The 15,297-nt window shown below is 68.6% G+C and carries 14 protein-coding genes and 1 pseudogene; 7 read left to right on the top strand and 8 right to left on the bottom strand.

Annotation, left to right across the window (positions count from 1 at the left end):
- Window positions 1-857 precede the first annotated feature (857 nt).
- The 4 genes from JG616_RS07885 to JG616_RS07870 all read right to left on the bottom strand — a co-directional run bounded on the left by JG616_RS07885 (window position 858) and on the right by JG616_RS07870 (window position 3,355).
- Window positions 858-1,304, bottom strand: a complete 447-nt coding sequence (locus JG616_RS07885; protein ID WP_199392219.1) for a hypothetical protein — start codon at window positions 1,302-1,304, stop codon at window positions 858-860.
- A gap of 88 nt (window positions 1,305-1,392) precedes the next feature.
- Window positions 1,393-1,695, bottom strand: a complete 303-nt coding sequence (locus tag JG616_RS07880; protein WP_199392218.1) for a hypothetical protein — start codon at window positions 1,693-1,695, stop codon at window positions 1,393-1,395.
- Window positions 1,696-1,850: 155 nt separating this feature from the next.
- The gene (locus JG616_RS07875) at window positions 1,851-2,168 is read right to left on the bottom strand and encodes a hypothetical protein (protein WP_199392217.1); all 318 of its coding nucleotides are present in this window, start codon (window positions 2,166-2,168) and stop codon (window positions 1,851-1,853) included.
- Between the two features lie 914 nt (window positions 2,169-3,082).
- Window positions 3,083-3,355, bottom strand: a complete 273-nt coding sequence (locus tag JG616_RS07870) for a hypothetical protein (protein ID WP_199392216.1) — start codon at window positions 3,353-3,355, stop codon at window positions 3,083-3,085.
- Window positions 3,356-3,553: 198 nt separating this feature from the next.
- On the opposite strand from JG616_RS07870, the gene JG616_RS07865 reads away from it, so the two are divergent.
- Window positions 3,554-4,564: an integron integrase gene (locus JG616_RS07865; RefSeq protein WP_199362634.1), complete on the top strand. Its 1,011-nt coding sequence runs from the start codon at window positions 3,554-3,556 to the stop codon at window positions 4,562-4,564.
- A gap of 23 nt (window positions 4,565-4,587) precedes the next feature.
- Here JG616_RS07865 and JG616_RS07860 read toward each other — a convergent pair whose 3' ends face one another.
- On the bottom strand, window positions 4,588-5,070 hold the full coding sequence (locus JG616_RS07860) for an Lrp/AsnC family transcriptional regulator (protein ID WP_199392215.1): 483 nt from the start codon (window positions 5,068-5,070) through the stop codon (window positions 4,588-4,590).
- Between the two features lie 171 nt (window positions 5,071-5,241).
- Here JG616_RS07860 and phhA point away from each other — a divergent pair, with 171 nt between their 5' ends.
- The 4 genes from phhA (at window position 5,242) to JG616_RS07840 (ending at window position 10,875) form a co-directional block, all read left to right on the top strand.
- Window positions 5,242-6,144, top strand: a complete 903-nt coding sequence (gene phhA / locus JG616_RS07855) for a phenylalanine 4-monooxygenase (protein ID WP_199392214.1) — start codon at window positions 5,242-5,244, stop codon at window positions 6,142-6,144.
- Window positions 6,145-6,440: 296 nt separating this feature from the next.
- Window positions 6,441-8,639 carry a TonB-dependent receptor gene (locus JG616_RS07850; protein WP_199392213.1) on the top strand — a complete coding sequence of 733 codons (2,199 nt, stop codon included), beginning with the start codon at window positions 6,441-6,443 and terminating at the stop codon, window positions 8,637-8,639.
- Between the two features lie 203 nt (window positions 8,640-8,842).
- Window positions 8,843-9,856 (top strand): class 1 fructose-bisphosphatase, encoded by a 1,014-nt coding sequence (locus JG616_RS07845; RefSeq protein ID WP_199392212.1) that lies wholly within the window; start codon window positions 8,843-8,845, stop codon window positions 9,854-9,856.
- Window positions 9,857-10,170: 314 nt separating this feature from the next.
- The gene (locus tag JG616_RS07840; protein WP_199392211.1) at window positions 10,171-10,875 is read left to right on the top strand and encodes a 2OG-Fe(II) oxygenase; all 705 of its coding nucleotides are present in this window, start codon (window positions 10,171-10,173) and stop codon (window positions 10,873-10,875) included.
- Window positions 10,876-10,893: 18 nt separating this feature from the next.
- On the opposite strand, the gene JG616_RS07835 is transcribed toward JG616_RS07840, so the two are convergent.
- Genes JG616_RS07835 through JG616_RS07825 form a run of 3 tightly spaced genes read right to left on the bottom strand, consistent with a single transcriptional unit; the run spans window position 10,894 to window position 13,335 of the window.
- The gene (locus tag JG616_RS07835) at window positions 10,894-11,331 is read right to left on the bottom strand and encodes a response regulator (RefSeq protein ID WP_199362628.1); all 438 of its coding nucleotides are present in this window, start codon (window positions 11,329-11,331) and stop codon (window positions 10,894-10,896) included.
- Entirely contained in the window at window positions 11,328-12,143 is an 816-nt protein-coding gene (locus tag JG616_RS07830; RefSeq protein ID WP_199362627.1) for an ATP-binding protein, read from the bottom strand. The genes JG616_RS07835 and JG616_RS07830 overlap by 4 nt, the downstream gene beginning before the upstream one ends.
- Before the next feature lie 58 nt (window positions 12,144-12,201).
- Entirely contained in the window at window positions 12,202-13,335 is a 1,134-nt protein-coding gene (locus JG616_RS07825) for a PA0069 family radical SAM protein (RefSeq protein ID WP_199392210.1), read from the bottom strand.
- Between the two features lie 50 nt (window positions 13,336-13,385).
- Here JG616_RS07825 and cls point away from each other — a divergent pair, with 50 nt between their 5' ends.
- Both cls and JG616_RS07815 read left to right on the top strand, forming a co-directional pair.
- Complete coding sequence (gene cls / locus JG616_RS07820) at window positions 13,386-14,834, top strand: cardiolipin synthase (protein ID WP_235973058.1); 1,449 nt, start codon at window positions 13,386-13,388, stop codon at window positions 14,832-14,834.
- Between the two features lie 173 nt (window positions 14,835-15,007).
- Window positions 15,008-15,241 (top strand): annotated as a pseudogene (locus tag JG616_RS07815) (hypothetical protein); the annotation flags it as partial.
- Between the last annotated feature and the right edge of the window lie 56 nt (window positions 15,242-15,297).

The raw sequence follows: 15,297 nt of genomic DNA, 5'->3' as shown, positions 1-15,297 counted from the left end.
CCTCCGTGGGCGTTTCCGACAAGGGCGGCGGGGCGTCTGCTTGTCTCAACGTCTCAGTGAGCCCGCTTGTACTTCCGTATATCGGTGCCATCACCGTGAGTGGCTCTGGGCTTGGCAGCGAACCACGAAGTGCTTGGTAGACGAGAATCGCGTTCAGTAGCGCTAATTCTTTTCCAGGATGCATGCCGTCAGGAGCAAACCACGTTAGCTCGGGCGCTGCACTGCGTAGGCGCCGCAGCTTCTCCGACACCTCGATGTATGGAATTCCCGCCTCCGCGGCTGCGGCAGACTCGGCTTCGATCAAGCGTTGAGACGCAGCCGGGTGAGGCTGGTACGACCCAAGAAGTACAACAGACGCTCCGCTCTGCTCGGCAAGAGCAGTCAAGTCCTTGATTGCTCGCCGCGACTGAACACAAGTGTCAGGACCGAAGGAGCACATCAGGTCGCCACCGCGCTCCTGAAGAACAAGTGCCGTGTACTTCCTCTCATCTAGCGCCCGCGCGACCGACCCGTCACCGACTCGCTGAGTCAGCGTTGCTCCGCCGCTCACGATCATGTCACTAGCGATGGGCTTCCCGTTGGCCGCGGCCAGGGCTGAGAAGACTGCTGGCGCATTCCCTACGTAGGTGAGGCTGTTCCCGACGAAAAGCACCCTTTCTGATTGTCGTGGCGGATTCTGCACGCTGCACGATGTGCAGATCATCAGGATGGAGAGAAGCAGAGATACGAGTGAGCGCATAGGTTCTAAGGCAGCTAACACCTAAGTTAAGCCGAGACGCGTAGTGGAGCAAAGCACATGGCAAGCTGTACCTGCCATGTGCTTTGCGTAACGAAGCGGCTTCGGCTTGAACGCATTGTTAGGCCGCGCCGCCAGACAGCCTGCCCCACGATTGCCGAAGACCCACAAGGTGGACGATGCCGATCAGAAGGCAGATTGAAGAGCTTACTACCCAGAAGGTCACGCTGTTTCCGGGGAAGTACGCCATGACCGGTACAAATGCGACACCCCGGACAATGTAGATGGCCGTGATCGCCGAAAGGACAGTACGCGGTAACGGCAGTCTGCGAATCACGCCGGCCCCGGACAGAGCGTAAGCGCTCCAAGCCGCAAGAACGCCGGCGATTACCAGGGTGACGACGGTGGGATACCAGTGGCCGGCCGAGTGCAGCTGTGCCATTTGCTCGCCGGCGCCCAAAAGCCGAAACAGCGGTGCGCCTATTACCAGGCACGCCAGATGCATCAGCGCTGCGAGCCCGCTAAGGGCGGCGCCGACTACGAGAAGCTTGTTGATTGGACTGGCCATGTAGCTCCCCAGCGGCCTAACGCTTGAATTAAGCCGCGCCGCGAAGCGGTGTCGGCTTGAATGAATTGTTAGGGCGCACCCGCATGGGTCAGCCCCGATCAATATCTATGACATGGCGAGGCTGAAACCAAAGAGGCATGCCGGCTTGGATGGTGTCTGTACAGTACGGGTCATTGTCCAGCGCCCCAAAGTACCAGTCACCGTGCCGCTCTTTGACTTGGACCCACATACGCTCCCCGTGATCTACGAGATCACCGGAGTCATTGGGCGCACGGATGTAGAAACGGATCTTGACGATTGACCCAGGCTCAAGCGACTTGCGGTCACTGAGCGGGGGAATCCAGAACTTGCCTGGATTCTCGGCATGCGCTATCTCGCCGTCGTCGATCATCCAGCCATCAGCCTCCAATGTTGTCAGTTGCGGAGTGGTCACAAGTGCGCCCTAACACCTAAGTTAAGCCGACCCGCGCAGTGGAGTGGACCAGGTGGCAAGCTTTACCTGCCGCCTGGGCCGCGTAACGAAGCGGGTTCGGCTTGAACGCATTGTTAGGCGGACACCCGCGATGCCCGCCACTCCTTGAAGAACTGCTCATTGTCAGCGATCAGTTCTGAAAGGTCTCCTTGAGCATCCAGTTGTTGAAGTGCATCTCGTGCGATCCGCATAGCGTCGTCGCCCTCTTGAATCGTGGTGCTGCTGCTCTTGAGAGTGAATCCAAGCGTGTCGATCGCGGACTGAATTGCTTTCTGCCGTTCAACCAGTCTTGCGTTCCGTTGCCTTGTGGTTCCGTTGGCCACAAGTCTTCGATAGGTCATGAGAGCCGCCAGGACTGCGACGACGAGAGCTACGGGAACGAGGAAGTCCATGATGTCCGCCTAACACTAGAGTTAAGCCGTGCCGCGAAGCGGCATCGGCTTGAACGACTCGTTAGGCCGCCGTTCCCTGGCACCCTGCGCCCGACGCGCGGCAGCCCAACCCCTAATACGAACAGTACAACAAGCGCCGTGTCTGGTGCTGCCGAAACGCGCCATGCGCGCGGCCAAGAACTCTCACCGCGGCCCGTCCGAAGCCGACTCGGCAGGTCGAATTTTGCGGAGAGTCGCGCCTATCCGAAGCCGAGCTGCTTCACGGCCTACCACCGACGCCGCTCACCGCGCGTGCGATGTGCAAATGCCATGGATGAGCGAGATGTTCCAGCTCGCCTGGACCTTGTCCCCGGCAGTGCGGGAAACAAGGCCTAACACCTAAGTTAAGCCGAGACGCGTAGTGGAGCGGACCAGGTGGCAAGCTTTACCTGCCGCCTGGACCGCATAACGAAGCGGCTTCGGCTTGAACGCATTGTTAGGCCGCCGCGGCCCGAACCAGACCTGCGCCAGCCCAACACCTGAGCGAACACTACAACAAGTCCTGGCCGGGAGTATCGGCTCGGTCTGATCGGAGTCGGACGTATCGAGCGCGCGGCCAAGAACTCTCACAGCGCCCTTTCCGAAGCCGACTCGGCCGGTCGAATCTTGCGAAGAGTCGCGCCTGTCCGAAGCCGAGGTGTTGCAGGGCTGACTGCCGATGCCTGTACCGCGCGTGCGAAGTGCAAACGCTGCGGATAAGCGAGGTGCTACAGGTCGCCTGGAACCCGGCAACAACAGTGCGGGAAACAAGGCCTAACGCCTGAGTTAAGCCGCGCCGCGTAGTGGAGCGAACACATGGCAAGCTTTATCTGCCATGTGGCTCGCGTAACGAAGCGGCGTCGGCTTGAACGAACTGTTAGGCCGCGCCCGCATGACTACATACAAGTAGAACAACGGGTCAGCGACCGATCAAACTTGGTTTGTGAATATTGCTCCAGGGCAGCCAGATCAGTGCTACAGAACTTGATGTAGTCGCCGGTTGTGAAGTTGCCAATCTTGGCGCTGGACATTGAGCCATGAGTCGCTGCGTGAACCATGGGGTATTGCGGCACCCTCCCAGCGCGATCGACGTTTGCGACGAAGCCGTGCGGGTTGGCCTGAACCCACCTGAGGTATCCAGTCTCGTCATTGTCAAACAGCTCGACCATGATTCTCTCCGGTTGTCGAAGCGGTTGATAGCGGCCTAACACTAAGTAGATCCCAAAAGCGGAATGTAGCAGCCCCACCTCGCCACACCCCACCGCCCAGTCACCAGAAAAATCCCACCCCGAATCAAGCCCTTGGCCCCTGCCGCCGCGTGCCGGCTGCGGTAACGCTTCCGGAAAATACCTCATGGACGAGGCGGTATGTCATACCGGGACAACGATGAGGCGGTAATCGGGATCCAGCAGGGTGCACCTCCGCCCCGTCTCCTCGACCAGGTTCGCATTCGCTGCCGGACCAGGCACTACAGCATCCGGACCGAGCGGGCCTACGTGGGCTGGGCGCGCCGCTTCATCCTGGCGAACAACCGCCGCCACCCGCGCGAGCTCGGGCTGGCCGAGGTCGAGGCCTTCCTGTCGTCGCTCGCGGTGCGTGACGACGTCGCGGCCAGCACGCAGAACCAGGCGCTCTCGGCGCTGCTGTTCCTCTACAGGGAGGTGCTGGGCGTCGAGCTGCCGTGGGTCGGCTCGGTCACGCGGGCCAAGCGCCCCAAGCGCCTGCCGGTGGTGTTGACGCACGCGGAGGTACGGGCGCTGCTCGCGCTGGTCGACGGCCAGGTGGGCCTGATGGCCTCGCTGCTCTACGGCGCGGGCATGCGCCTGCTGGAAGCGGCGCGGCTGCGGGTCAAGGACATGGACTTCGGGCGGCGGGAGATCGTGGTGCGCAACGGCAAGGGCGGCAAGGACCGGCGCGTGCCACTGCCGCGCCGGCTCGAGGCTGGCCTGCTTGCGCAGGTCGAGCGCGTGCGCGTGCTCCACGCGCGCGATCTCGCCGACGGCTTCGGGGAGGTCTGGCTTCCGCACGCGCTGTCGCGGAAATACCCGACCGCCGCCCGCGAATTCGGCTGGCAGTACGTGTTCCCGTCCTCGCGGCTGTCGGAGGACCCGCGCGGTGGGACGCGGCGCCGCCACCATGTCGACGAGGCCGTGCTGCAGCGCGCGGTCAAGGCGGCGCGCGTGCAGGCCGGCATCGACAAGCCGGCGACCTGCCACACGCTGCGCCATTCCTTCGCCACCCATCTGCTGGAGTCGGGCCACGACATCCGCACGGTGCAGGAGCTGCTGGGGCACAAGGACGTGGCCACGACGCAGATCTACACGCACGTGCTCGGCCGCGGCGCGGGCGGCGTGCTCAGCCCGCTCGACCGCGACTGAGCGCCGGTCGGGGACGCATCGCCTCAGGCCGGCGGCAGCGGCAGCCCGCGCATCGGCTTCACCGTGCGCAGCACGAAGCTCGAGTTCACGTCGCCCACGCCGGGGCGCGCCAGCACGCGGTCGAGCAGGAACCGGGAGAAGTGTTCGAGGTCGGCGACCATCACCTGCAGCAGGTAGTCCATGTCGCCAGTCAGGGCGTGGCAGGCCACGACCTCGTCCCATGCGTTAACGCCGCGGGCGAAGTCCGCGACCGCGGCGGCGTCGTGGTGGTTGAGGCGGATGCGCACGAAGGCGGTCAGTCCCAGGCCGATGCGCTCGGGGTCGACTTCGGCGCGGTAGCCGGCGATCACGCCGCTGCGCTCGAGCCGCTGCACGCGCCGCAGGCAGGCCGAGGGCGAGAGGTGCACGCGCTCGGCGAGTTCGGCATTGCTCAGCCGGCCCTGCCGCTGCAGTTCGGCGAGCAGCTGGAGGTCGGTGCGGTCGAGGCTGGTGTCGAGGCGGGGCATGCGGCGCTCCGTTCGGCGTGCAGCGCAAGGATATTGCGGGGATCGCCGACTTCATGGCAAGGATCGCAAGCATCTTGCGCACTCGAGGCGCTAGAGTCGATGGGTCATGGCGTCATCGCGCACGAAAGCTGCGTCGGCAGTCAGCGCGCCCCGCCGAACCAGGAGTCCACCATGTCCGCCCAGGCCCCCGTCCAGCCCCGCCGCGTCGAGAACCTCCACACCGACAAGGGCAAGGTGCCGGTCTACGCCACGGGCGTGGTCGACCAGAACTGGGGCGGCTACACCGCGGAGGACCACGCGACCTGGGCGACGCTGTTCGAACGCCAGCGCCGGCTGCTGGTCGGCCGCGCCAGCGAGGCCTTCCTCACCGCGCAGGACGCGATGGGCATGACGCCCGACCGCATCCCGAAGTACGACGACCTGAACGCGGTGCTGGAACCCGCCACCGGCTGGCGGCTGATCGGCGTCGAGGGCCTGCTGCCGGAGCTCGACTTCTTCGAGCACCTGGCCAACCGCCGCTTCCCGGTCACCTGGTGGATCCGTCGCCCCGACCAGATCGATTACATCGAAGAGCCCGACCTCTTCCACGACCTGTTCGGCCATGTGCCGCTGCTGATGAACCCGGTGTTCGCCGACTACATGGCCGCCTACGGCCGCGGCGGGGTCAAGGCGCACGGCATCGGCGCGGAGGCGCTGCAGAACCTGACGCGCCTGTACTGGTACACGGTGGAGTTCGGCCTGATCCGCGAGGCCGACGGGCTGCGCATCTATGGCAGCGGCATCGTCTCGTCCAGCGGCGAGTCGGTGCACGCGCTGGAGTCGCCGGCGCCCAACCGCATCGGCTTCGACCTCGAGCGCATCATGCGCACGCGCTACCGCATCGACACCTACCAGAAGACCTATTTCGTCATCGACAGCTTCGAGCAGCTGATGGCCGCGACCGGTCCCGACTTCACGCCGATCTATGCGCGCCTGGCCGAGCAGCCGTCGATCCCCGCCGGCACCGTGCTCGACTCCGACGCCGTCTTCCAGCGCGGCACCGGCGAAGGCTGGTCCACCGACGGCGACGTCTGACCCCGCCGCCCCACCCCCGCCCCGCGCCCTGCAGGAGCGGCCACAGCCGCGATCGCCCCGAACCTCCACGCCCTGTAGGAGCGGCTACAGCCGCGATCGCTCTGGGCCCTTGGCCAGCGGCCACCTGCCTGCCCGATACCCTGTGCCGATCGCGGCTGTAGCCGCTCCTACAGGTCGGTCCACGCGCCGGCGCGCCCACGCTCGCTGCTCCGGGCCGCAGCATTGCAACCACACCGTTCCGCGCCCGCGACCCGCGCTCACGTCCCCGGGCGCAGCCCACGGGCGACAATGTCGACATGACTGCCTCCCCCCTGCACCGCCTGCCGGCCATCGCGCTGGCCACCCTCTCCTTCGCCATCGCCACCGCCCTCGCCTCCGCCCCGGCGCAGGCCCAGGACATCGTCAGTCCTCGTGCCACGGCCTCCTCCCCCGCGAGCGCGCCCGATGCCTCCGGGTCCACGCCGGACTCCACCCCCACCTCCCTCGACGCCGTCGTGGTCGAAGCCACCCGCCTGCGCACCGTCCCGGCCTTCGACACCCCCGCCTCCACCGCCACCATCGACCTGGACGGCGAACGCGCGGGCGCCGATGGCGATGTCTCCGAAGTCCTGCGCGGCGTCCCCGGCCTGCTGGCGCGCGACCGCCAGAACCTGGCCCAGGACACCCAGCTCTCGATCCGCGGCTTCGGCGCGCGCGCGACCTTCGGGGTGCGCGGCCTGCGCCTGTACGCCGACGGCATCCCGGCCTCGATGCCCGACGGCCAGGGCCAGCTCTCGCACTTCAGCCTGGCCGGCGCCGAGCGCATCGAGGTGCTGCGCGGTCCGTTCTCGGCGCTGCACGGCAATTCGTCGGGCGGCGTGGTCTCGATCCACAGCGCCGACGGCCAGGCCGGCGATCCCTGGCGGCTGCGCGCGACCGTCGGCAGCGACGGCACCTGGACCGGTGCGGCGCGCCTGCTCGGCGGCAACGACGTGGTCGGCTACAACCTTTCGCTCTCGCGGCTGGACACCGATGGCTGGCGCGACCATTCGGCGGCACGCCGCGACGTGGCCAACCTCAAGCTCGGCTTCGACCTGGGCGATCGCCGCTCGCTGGACCTGGTGCTCAACCACGTCGACATCCCCGAAGCCCGCGATCCCCTGGGCCTGACCGCGCAGCAGGTGCGCGAGAACCCGCGCCAGGCGGTCGCCAACGCGTACCTCTACGACACCCGCAAGAGCGTGCGCCAGTCGCAGGCCGGCGCAGTGTTCGAGCAGGGCTTCGGCCAGGCGCAGGCGCTGCGGCTGTCGGCCTGGGGCGGCGACCGCGAGGTCACCCAGGTGCTGCCGATCCCGCCGGCGCCGCAGCGCAATCCGCTGCATTCCGGCGGCGTGATCGACCTCGACAACCGCTACGCCGGCTACGACGCGCGCTGGTCGTGGAGCGGCAGCCTCGCCGACCGCCCGCTCGAGGTCGCCGCGGGCATCGCCGGCGAGCGCCAGCGCCAGCGCCGCCGCGGCTTCGAGAACTTCGTCGGCGACGCGCTGGGCGTGCGCGGTGCGCTGCGCCGCGACGAGCGCAACGAGGTCGAGACCGAGGACCTGTACGCGCAGGCCTGGTGGCGGTTCGCACCGCGCTGGTCGCTGCTGCTCGGCGCGCGCCGCAGCGAGGTGGAGTTCACCTCGCGCGACGGTTACGTCACCGCCGGCAACCCCGACGACAGCGGCCGGGTCGACTACTCGGAAACCTCGCCGGTGGCCGGCATCACCTTTGCGCCCTCCGAGCACCTGCGGATCTACGCCTCCGCGGGCCGTGGTTTCGAGACGCCGACCTTCAACGAACTCTCCTACCGCGCCGACGGCGGCGCCGGCCTGGCCTTCGGGCTGCGTCCGGCGGTGAGCGACAACTACGAGCTCGGCCTGAAGTGGCGCACGGCCACCGGCGGCCAGCTCGAGGCGGCGCTGTTCCGCGCCGACACCGATGACGAGATCGCGGTGGCGACCAACGTGGCCGGCCGCAGCAGCTACCGCAACGCCGGCGGCGCCCGCCGCCAGGGCGTGGAGCTGTCGTGGCTGCAGCCTCTGGGCGATGCCTGGGACCTGCAGCTGGCGGCAACCCGGCTCGAGGCCGAGTTCCGCGGCGGTGGGGTGGACGCCGGCGCGATCGTGCCCGGTGCGCGCATCCCGGGCGTGCCGGAGCGCCAGGGCTTCGCCCGCCTGCAGTGGAACGCCGGCGGCCCCTGGACCGCCGCGCTCGAAGCCGAGGCCATCGGCGACGTGGTGGTGAACGACGCCGGCACCGAGGCCGCGTCCGGTTACGGGCTGCTGCACATGGAGGCCTCGCGCCGCTGGAACACCTCGGCCGGTCCGCTGCGCGTGTTTGCGCGCGTCGACAACGTCCTCGACCGGGACCACATCGGCTCGGTGATCGTCAACGAAGGCAACGGCCGCTTCTACGAACCCGGCGCCGGCCGCACCTGGCTGCTGGGCCTGGAGTGGCAGCTCGACCGCCGCTGACGGCCCACCCCCACCCCCGTCCTCCCCCTGCAGGAGCGGCTACAGCCGCGATCGCCTCGTCGTCGATCCATCGCCAGACCCGATCGCGGCTGTAGCCGTTCCTACAGGGGATGCCTCGCCCGCGGGGCGCGGGCCAACGCCCCTGCAGCCGCCGGGCCCTTGGGCGACAATGGCGGCCCCGTCCGCCACTGCGCAGGTCCGCGATGTCCAGCCATGTCTCCCTCACCCGCCACCTGATCGAGGAGCAGCGCGCCGGCCGCATCAATGCCGACCTGCGCCAGCTGATCGCGGTGGTCGCCCGCGCCTGCACCAGCATCTCGATCGCGGTCGGCAAGGGCGCGCTGGGCGGCGTGCTGGGTGACGCCGGCACCGGCAACATCCAGGGCGAGGCGCAGAAGAAGCTCGACGTGCTGTCCAACGAGATCCTGCTCGAGGCCAACGCCTGGGGCGGGCATCTCGCCGCCTGCGCCTCGGAAGAGATGGACCACTGCTTCCCGATCCCCGACGCGTATCCGCGCGGCAACTACCTGCTGCTCTTCGATCCCCTCGACGGCTCCAGCAACATCGACGTCAACGTGTCGGTCGGAACCATCTTCTCGGTGCTGTGCTGCCCCGAGGGCACGGCCGCGGCCTGCGACGAGGACTTCCTGCAGCCGGGCACCGATCAGGTCGCCGCCGGCTACTGCGTCTACGGCCCGCAGACCACGCTGGTGCTGACCTTCGGCCACGGCACCCACGCCTTCACCCTCGATCGCGAGTCGGGCACCTTCATGCTGACGCGCGAGGCGATCCGCATCCCCGAGGAGACGAAGGAGTTCGCGATCAACATGTCCAACCAGCGCCACTGGGAGGGGCCGATGCAGGACTACGTGCGCGACCTGCTGGCCGGCAAGGAAGGGCCGCGCGGCAAGGACTTCAACATGCGCTGGGTGGCCTCGATGGTCGCCGACGTGCATCGCATCCTGACCCGCGGCGGCATCTTCATCTATCCCTGGGACCGCAAGGACCCCGGCAAGGCCGGCAAGCTGCGCCTGATGTACGAGGCCAACCCGATGTCCTTCCTGGTCGAACAGGCCGGCGGCGCCGCCACCAACGGCCGCGACCGCATCATGGAGATCGCCCCCACGCAGCTGCACCAGCGCGTGCCGGTCTTCCTCGGTTCGAAGTCCGAAGTCGAAGCCGCCACCCGCTACCACCGCGACCACGACGGGGGCTGATTCGCTCCGGTCCTGGCGGTTGGAGCAGAGCTTTGCCACGGATCACGCGGATGACGCGGATTTGCGCGGATAGAGCAGGAGTAGAAGAGAGCTTCTGTCTGTCTTGCGCGTGGTCTGACCGTCGGCCATGGCGAAGCCCGGACGAAGCGCTTCAGCAATCGCCCGCCCAGTTTTCTCCGCCAACTGTTTCTCCGCCAACTGTTCTTTTCCGCGCAATCTGCTTCATCGCGCCATCCGCTTGATCCGTGTAAATCCGCTCTTATCCGCGTCCATCCGTGGCAAAAAAATGCTCTTCCCCCCACCCGGAGCCCGAAATGCACGACAGCGCTGACTTCATCGAAGTGACGCCCGGCGCGCTCGACGCGGCGACGTGCGCGGCGATCGTCGAGCGCATGCGGGGGAGCGATGCGCTGCAGCCGGGGCGGGTGGGCAGCGGGGTGTTTCCCGAGCTGAAGAAGAGTCGCGACATCGGCCTGGCCGGGCGTGCCGACTGGGCCGATGTCGAGCAGGCGCTCAATGTCGCGGTCTACTCGGGGCTGCTGGCCTATCTGCGCCGGTATCCGCAAGCGCTCATCGCGCCGCTGATGCTGCAGCAGCCAGGTCCGGACGGCGCGCTGCGACGCCTGGAGGCGGACGACATCACGGCGATGGACGACCGCGCGCTGGGCCAGTTGGCCATGGCCTGCCTGCGCCCGGGAACGGTCAACCTGCAGTGGTATGCCGACGGCGAGGGCGGCTATCCCTATTGGCACTGCGAGCTGTATCCCCGCGACGCGCCGGCCGAGACCCTGCATCGCCACCTGCTGTGGACGCTTTACCTCAATGACGGCTTCGAGGCCGGCGAGACCGAGTTCCTGTTCCAGGGCCGCAAGGTTGCACCGCGCACCGGCGACCTGCTGATCGCGCCCACCGCCTTCACCCACACCCACCGCGGCAACCGCCCGCGGGGCGGCGACAAGTTCATCGCCACCAGCTGGATCCTGTTCCAGCGCGCCGAGGCGCTCTTCCCCGCGTCCTAGATCCGGCCCGGCCGAGCTCTACGAATCCCGCGGGTGGTTGAGCATCAGCCAGTACAGCCCGACCTGCTTCACCGCGCCCATGAACTGGTCGAAGTCCACCGGCTTGCGGATATAGCTGTTGGCGCCCAGCGAGTAGCAGGCCTCGACGTCGAAGGGCTCGGTGCTGGTGGTCATGACCACCACCGGCAGGCTGCGCGTATCGCTGTCGGCACGGATCGCCTGCAGCACCTCGCGTCCGTCCATGCGCGGCATGTTGAGGTCGAGCAGCACCAGCGCAGGCGCGTCGTGGCGGACCTGGCCCGCCCACTGCCCGCGCCCGAACAGGTAGTCCAGGGCCTCGACGCCGTTGTCGACGACATGCAGCGGGTTCGCGATCTGCGCCTGCGCGAAGGCGATCCGCGTCAGCTCGACGTCGTCCGGATTGTCCTCCACCAGCAGGATCGGGCGGTTGCTCATGACGGCTCCCGCTCACCGACCGCCGGCAGTTCGACGTGGAACATGCTGCCTTCGCCCGGCACGCTCTGTGCGCCGATGCTGCCGTGCATCCGCGCGACGATGCGGCGCGCGATCGCCAGCCCGAGGCCATGACCGCCGCCATCGTCGGCCCCGTGCAGGCGCTGGAACGGTTCGAACACGCGTTCGCTGTGCCGGGCTTCGAAGCCGCTGCCCTGGTCGCGCACGCGGATGCGCACGCGCTCGCCGACGCGCTCGGCGTCGACCGTGATGCGCACCGACTCGCGTGCGGCGGAAAACTTCCAGGCGTTGTGCAGCAGCTGGTCGAAGACCTGCTTCAACTGGCGTTCGTCCGCGCGCACCCGCATGTCCGGCTGGACCGTGGCTTCGACCGCACGGCCGGGCTCGGCATCGCAGAGTTCGACCAGCGCCCAGTCCACCAGCAGGCTGGCGTCGACGTCGGTGATCTCCAGTGGATCGTGCGATGCACGCGACAGCGCCTGCAGCGAATCGATCAGCGCGGCCATGCGCGCGGCGGCGGCGCGGATGCGCGCGAGCTGTCCGCGCCCGGTGTCGTCCAGGCGTTCGCCCGAACCCGCTTCCAGCATGGCCGCGAAGCCCTCGATCGCGCGCAGCGGCGCGCGCAGGTCATGCGCGATACCGTGCGAAACCAGGGCATGGTCCTTGAGGACATCGGCAAGCTCGGCCTCGCAGTCACGCAAACGCTGGCCGAGGTCGTCCGGGGCCGTCGCCGCCGCGCCGGCCGGACCGCTCTGCCCGGCTGTCTCCGCGGCGTGGCCCAGTTGCTCTTTCATCGGCGCACCGTACACCAGGGGGACGTCGCCGGTGCGTGTAAGCAGCGCGGCCCAGGGCCTAGAACAGGCTTCCCTGGGGCGACGGTACAGGTTCGCGCACGGGCTTCGCGGGCGGTACGAACCGGCTGCAGTCGAGCGACGGCAGGCGGGTGAATCCCAGCTGTCGCCAGGCCTTGCGGAAGCGTGCCGCCAGCAGCTGGGCGAAGGGTCCTTCGCCACGCATGCGCGTGCCGAACCCGCTGTCGTAGTCGCGGCCACCGCGCATCTGCGAGACCAGGCTCATCACGTGCGCGGCGCGGTCCGGATAGTGCTGCGCGAGCCATTCACGCCACACCTCCTTCAGCTCGTGCGGCAGGCGCAGCAGCACGTATGACGCGTCGCGCGCACCCGCATCGCGCGCGGCGGTGAGGATCGCCTCGAGCTCGCCATCGGTGATCGCCGGGATGACCGGGGCCACCATCACGCTGACCGGCACGCCGGCTTCGTGCAGCCCGGCGATCGCCTTCAACCGCGCATGGGGCGCCGAGGCCCGCGGCTCCATGCGCGCGGCCAGGCGGTTGTCGAGCGTGGTGACCGAGAGCGAGACCTGCACCAGGCCCTGCGCGGCCATCGGCACCAGCAGGTCGAGGTCGCGCAGCACCAGCGCGTTCTTGGTGATCAGGTGCACCGGATGCCGGGTCTCGGCCAGCACCTCGAGCAGGCCGCGGGTGATGCGCTCGCGGCGTTCCAGCGGCTGGTAGGCATCGGTGTTCACGCCCAGGGCGATCGGCGAGCAGGCGTGGCGCGGGCGCGCGAGCTCGGCGCGCAGCAGCTCGACCGCATTGGTCTTCGCGAACAGCCGGGTTTCGAAGTCGAGGCCGGGCGACAGGTCGAGGTAGGCGTGGCTGGGCCGGGCAAAGCAGTAGACGCAGCCGTGTTCGCAGCCGCGGTAGGGGTTGATCGACTGGCTGAAGCCGATGTCGGGCGACTGGTTGTGGCTGATGATGCTGCGCGCGCGCTCCACGGTGACCACCGTGGCGGGGCCGGGGTCGAGCGCTTCGCCGCTGGCGTCGCTGAAGTCGTGGCCCGATCCCCAGCCATCGTCCTCGCGGCTGGCCGAGCGCTGTTCGAAGCGGCCGGTCACGCGCGAGGCCGCGCCGCGGCCCTTGAGGGGCCCCAGGGCGGCCAGCCTGGCTTTGCCATCGTCGCGCATGCGGCTAGCCTAGGCGCCGGTTGTCTCAGTCCCTGCGACGGGGGAAGCGTCTGGACGTGTTGCGCGATGCCTGGCAGGGCCTGCTGTCGATTCCCCACTTGGGCAGCTGGCTGATCGCGGCCTGGGCGGCCTACCTGTTGCTGCTGGGCGGCTGGATCGTGCTGCAGAAGCGCGAGCCGGTGGCGACGCTCAGCTGGCTGCTGGGCCTGGCCCTCCTGCCCTATCTCGGCTTCCTGATCTACCACGTGTTCGGACCGCAGCGGATCCGGCGCCAGCGCCTGCGCCGCGCGCGCAGCCGCGAGTCCATGGCCGCGTCTCCCGCCTTCGACGCGGGCGCGCACGTCGACGCCGCCGAGCTCGCCCGCCTCGGCACCGCCAGCACCGGGCTCGCCCCTTCCACCGCGCGCGACGTGCGCCTGCTGGTCGACGGCGCCGCCAAGTACGAGGCCCTGCTGGCCGACATCGCCCGCGCCACCCGCCATGTCCACCTCGAGTACTACATCTACGAGCCCGACCGGACCGGCACCGCGCTGCGCGATGCGCTGGCCGAACGCGCGCGGGCCGGGGTCGAGGTCAGGCTGCTGGTGGACGCGATCGGATCGGGCGCGGCGCGGCGATTCTTCCAGCCGCTGCTCGACGCCGGCGGCGAGCTGGCCTGGTTCCACCCGATGCGCCTGGGGCAGTTCTGGCGCCGGCCCTGGGCCAACCTGCGCACCCACCGCAAGATCGTGGTGATCGACGGCCGCATCGCCTACACCGGCGGCATGAACATCACAGACGAGCAGGACGAACGCCTCGGCGACGCTGCCTATCGCGACCTGCACCTGCGCCTGGAAGGCGAGGTGGTGCGGCGGCTGCAGCTGGTGTTCTGCGAGGACTGGGCCTACGCGACCGGCGACCGGCAGTTCCTGTCGAACGTCGCGCGCGATGCGCCGGCGGATGCCGCCCCCGGACCGGTGCGTGCGCAGGTGCTGGTCTCCGGACCGGACTCGCCCTGGGAGGCGATCCACCGCATGCACGTCTCGGCGATCCACGCCGCCAAGGCGCGGGTGTGGATGACCACGCCGTATTTCGTGCCCGGCGAGGCGGCGATGATGGCGCTGACCTCGGCCGCCGCCGCAGGCCTCGACGTCCGCCTGCTGGTCCCGCGGGAGAGCGACTCGAAGCTGGTCACGCTGGCCGCGCGCTCCTACTTCGGCGCCCTGCTGCTCGCCGGGGTGAAGATCTACGAATACGGCCCGCGCATGCTGCACAGCAAGAGCCTGCTGGTCGACGACGAACTGGTGCTGGTGGGCAGCGCGAACTTCGACCACCGCAGCTTCCGGCTGAACTTCGAGGTCTCGGTGCTGTTCGACGATCCCGGCATCGCCGCGCAGATGGCGGCCCTCTTCGAGGGCGAACTCGCCAGCGCCCCGCGCGTCCAGCGCGGCCGCCACCGCCCCCTCTTCCGCGCCCGCCTTCCCGAAGCCCTCGCCCGCCTCCTCTCCCCCCTCCTGTAGCCGCGGCTACCCGACCCTTGAGTCCGATCACGCTGCCCCGGCCTCGACACACCGCCAACCATCGCCGCCGCCGCCCCAAACTGCGACCAGCGGCAAGCTCCAAGCGCCCGGCGGCCGCGCGCCGCCCAGCCTAGCCGGGCTAGACTTCGCCATCGATCCCGCGGAGAAAGTCCATGCCCTGGCTGTTCCTCCTCCTGGCCGTGGCCGCGTTCGCGGTGGCGCTCAACGCATCCTCGATGGCGCTCGCCGTCCTCTGCCTGCTCGTGGCGCTCGCCGGCATCGTGGCCTGGGTCCTCGGCCTGCTGGCCCAGCGCGTCGGCAACCAGTCGCGCGACGACAGCATGATGCTCGACCCGCTGGAGCTGAAGCGCCTGCGCGAGGATGCGGAAGCCCGCCGCGCGGCTGCCGGATCTTCGATCGGCGCGACAGCGGCAGCGTCAGCAGGCGCGGCCGCGAGTTCTGG

Source organism: Luteimonas sp. MC1895 (assembly GCF_016457215.1).
Lineage (GTDB): Bacteria > Pseudomonadota > Gammaproteobacteria > Xanthomonadales > Xanthomonadaceae > Luteimonas.
The sequence above is the reverse complement of the archived record's forward strand: the minus strand, read 5'-3'. Positions and strand labels throughout refer to the sequence as shown.

Excerpts from the sequence above, each read along its gene's own strand:
- JG616_RS07885 (WP_199392219.1), bottom strand. The coding sequence starts at position 1,304 with ATGGCCAGTCCAATCAACAAGCTTCTCGTAGTCGGCGCCGCCCTTAGC.
- JG616_RS07880 (WP_199392218.1), bottom strand. The coding sequence starts at position 1,695 with ATGATCGACGACGGCGAGATAGCGCATGCCGAGAATCCAGGCAAGTTC.
- JG616_RS07875 (WP_199392217.1), bottom strand. The coding sequence starts at position 2,168 with ATGGACTTCCTCGTTCCCGTAGCTCTCGTCGTCGCAGTCCTGGCGGCT.
- JG616_RS07870 (WP_199392216.1), bottom strand. The coding sequence starts at position 3,355 with ATGGTCGAGCTGTTTGACAATGACGAGACTGGATACCTCAGGTGGGTT.
- JG616_RS07865 (WP_199362634.1), top strand. The coding sequence starts at position 3,554 with ATGTCATACCGGGACAACGATGAGGCGGTAATCGGGATCCAGCAGGGT.
- JG616_RS07860 (WP_199392215.1), bottom strand. The coding sequence starts at position 5,070 with ATGCCCCGCCTCGACACCAGCCTCGACCGCACCGACCTCCAGCTGCTC.
- phhA (WP_199392214.1), top strand. The coding sequence starts at position 5,242 with ATGTCCGCCCAGGCCCCCGTCCAGCCCCGCCGCGTCGAGAACCTCCAC.
- JG616_RS07850 (WP_199392213.1), top strand. The coding sequence starts at position 6,441 with ATGACTGCCTCCCCCCTGCACCGCCTGCCGGCCATCGCGCTGGCCACC.
- JG616_RS07845 (WP_199392212.1), top strand. The coding sequence starts at position 8,843 with ATGTCCAGCCATGTCTCCCTCACCCGCCACCTGATCGAGGAGCAGCGC.
- JG616_RS07840 (WP_199392211.1), top strand. The coding sequence starts at position 10,171 with ATGCACGACAGCGCTGACTTCATCGAAGTGACGCCCGGCGCGCTCGAC.
- JG616_RS07835 (WP_199362628.1), bottom strand. The coding sequence starts at position 11,331 with ATGAGCAACCGCCCGATCCTGCTGGTGGAGGACAATCCGGACGACGTC.
- JG616_RS07830 (WP_199362627.1), bottom strand. The coding sequence starts at position 12,143 with ATGAAAGAGCAACTGGGCCACGCCGCGGAGACAGCCGGGCAGAGCGGT.
- JG616_RS07825 (WP_199392210.1), bottom strand. The coding sequence starts at position 13,335 with ATGCGCGACGATGGCAAAGCCAGGCTGGCCGCCCTGGGGCCCCTCAAG.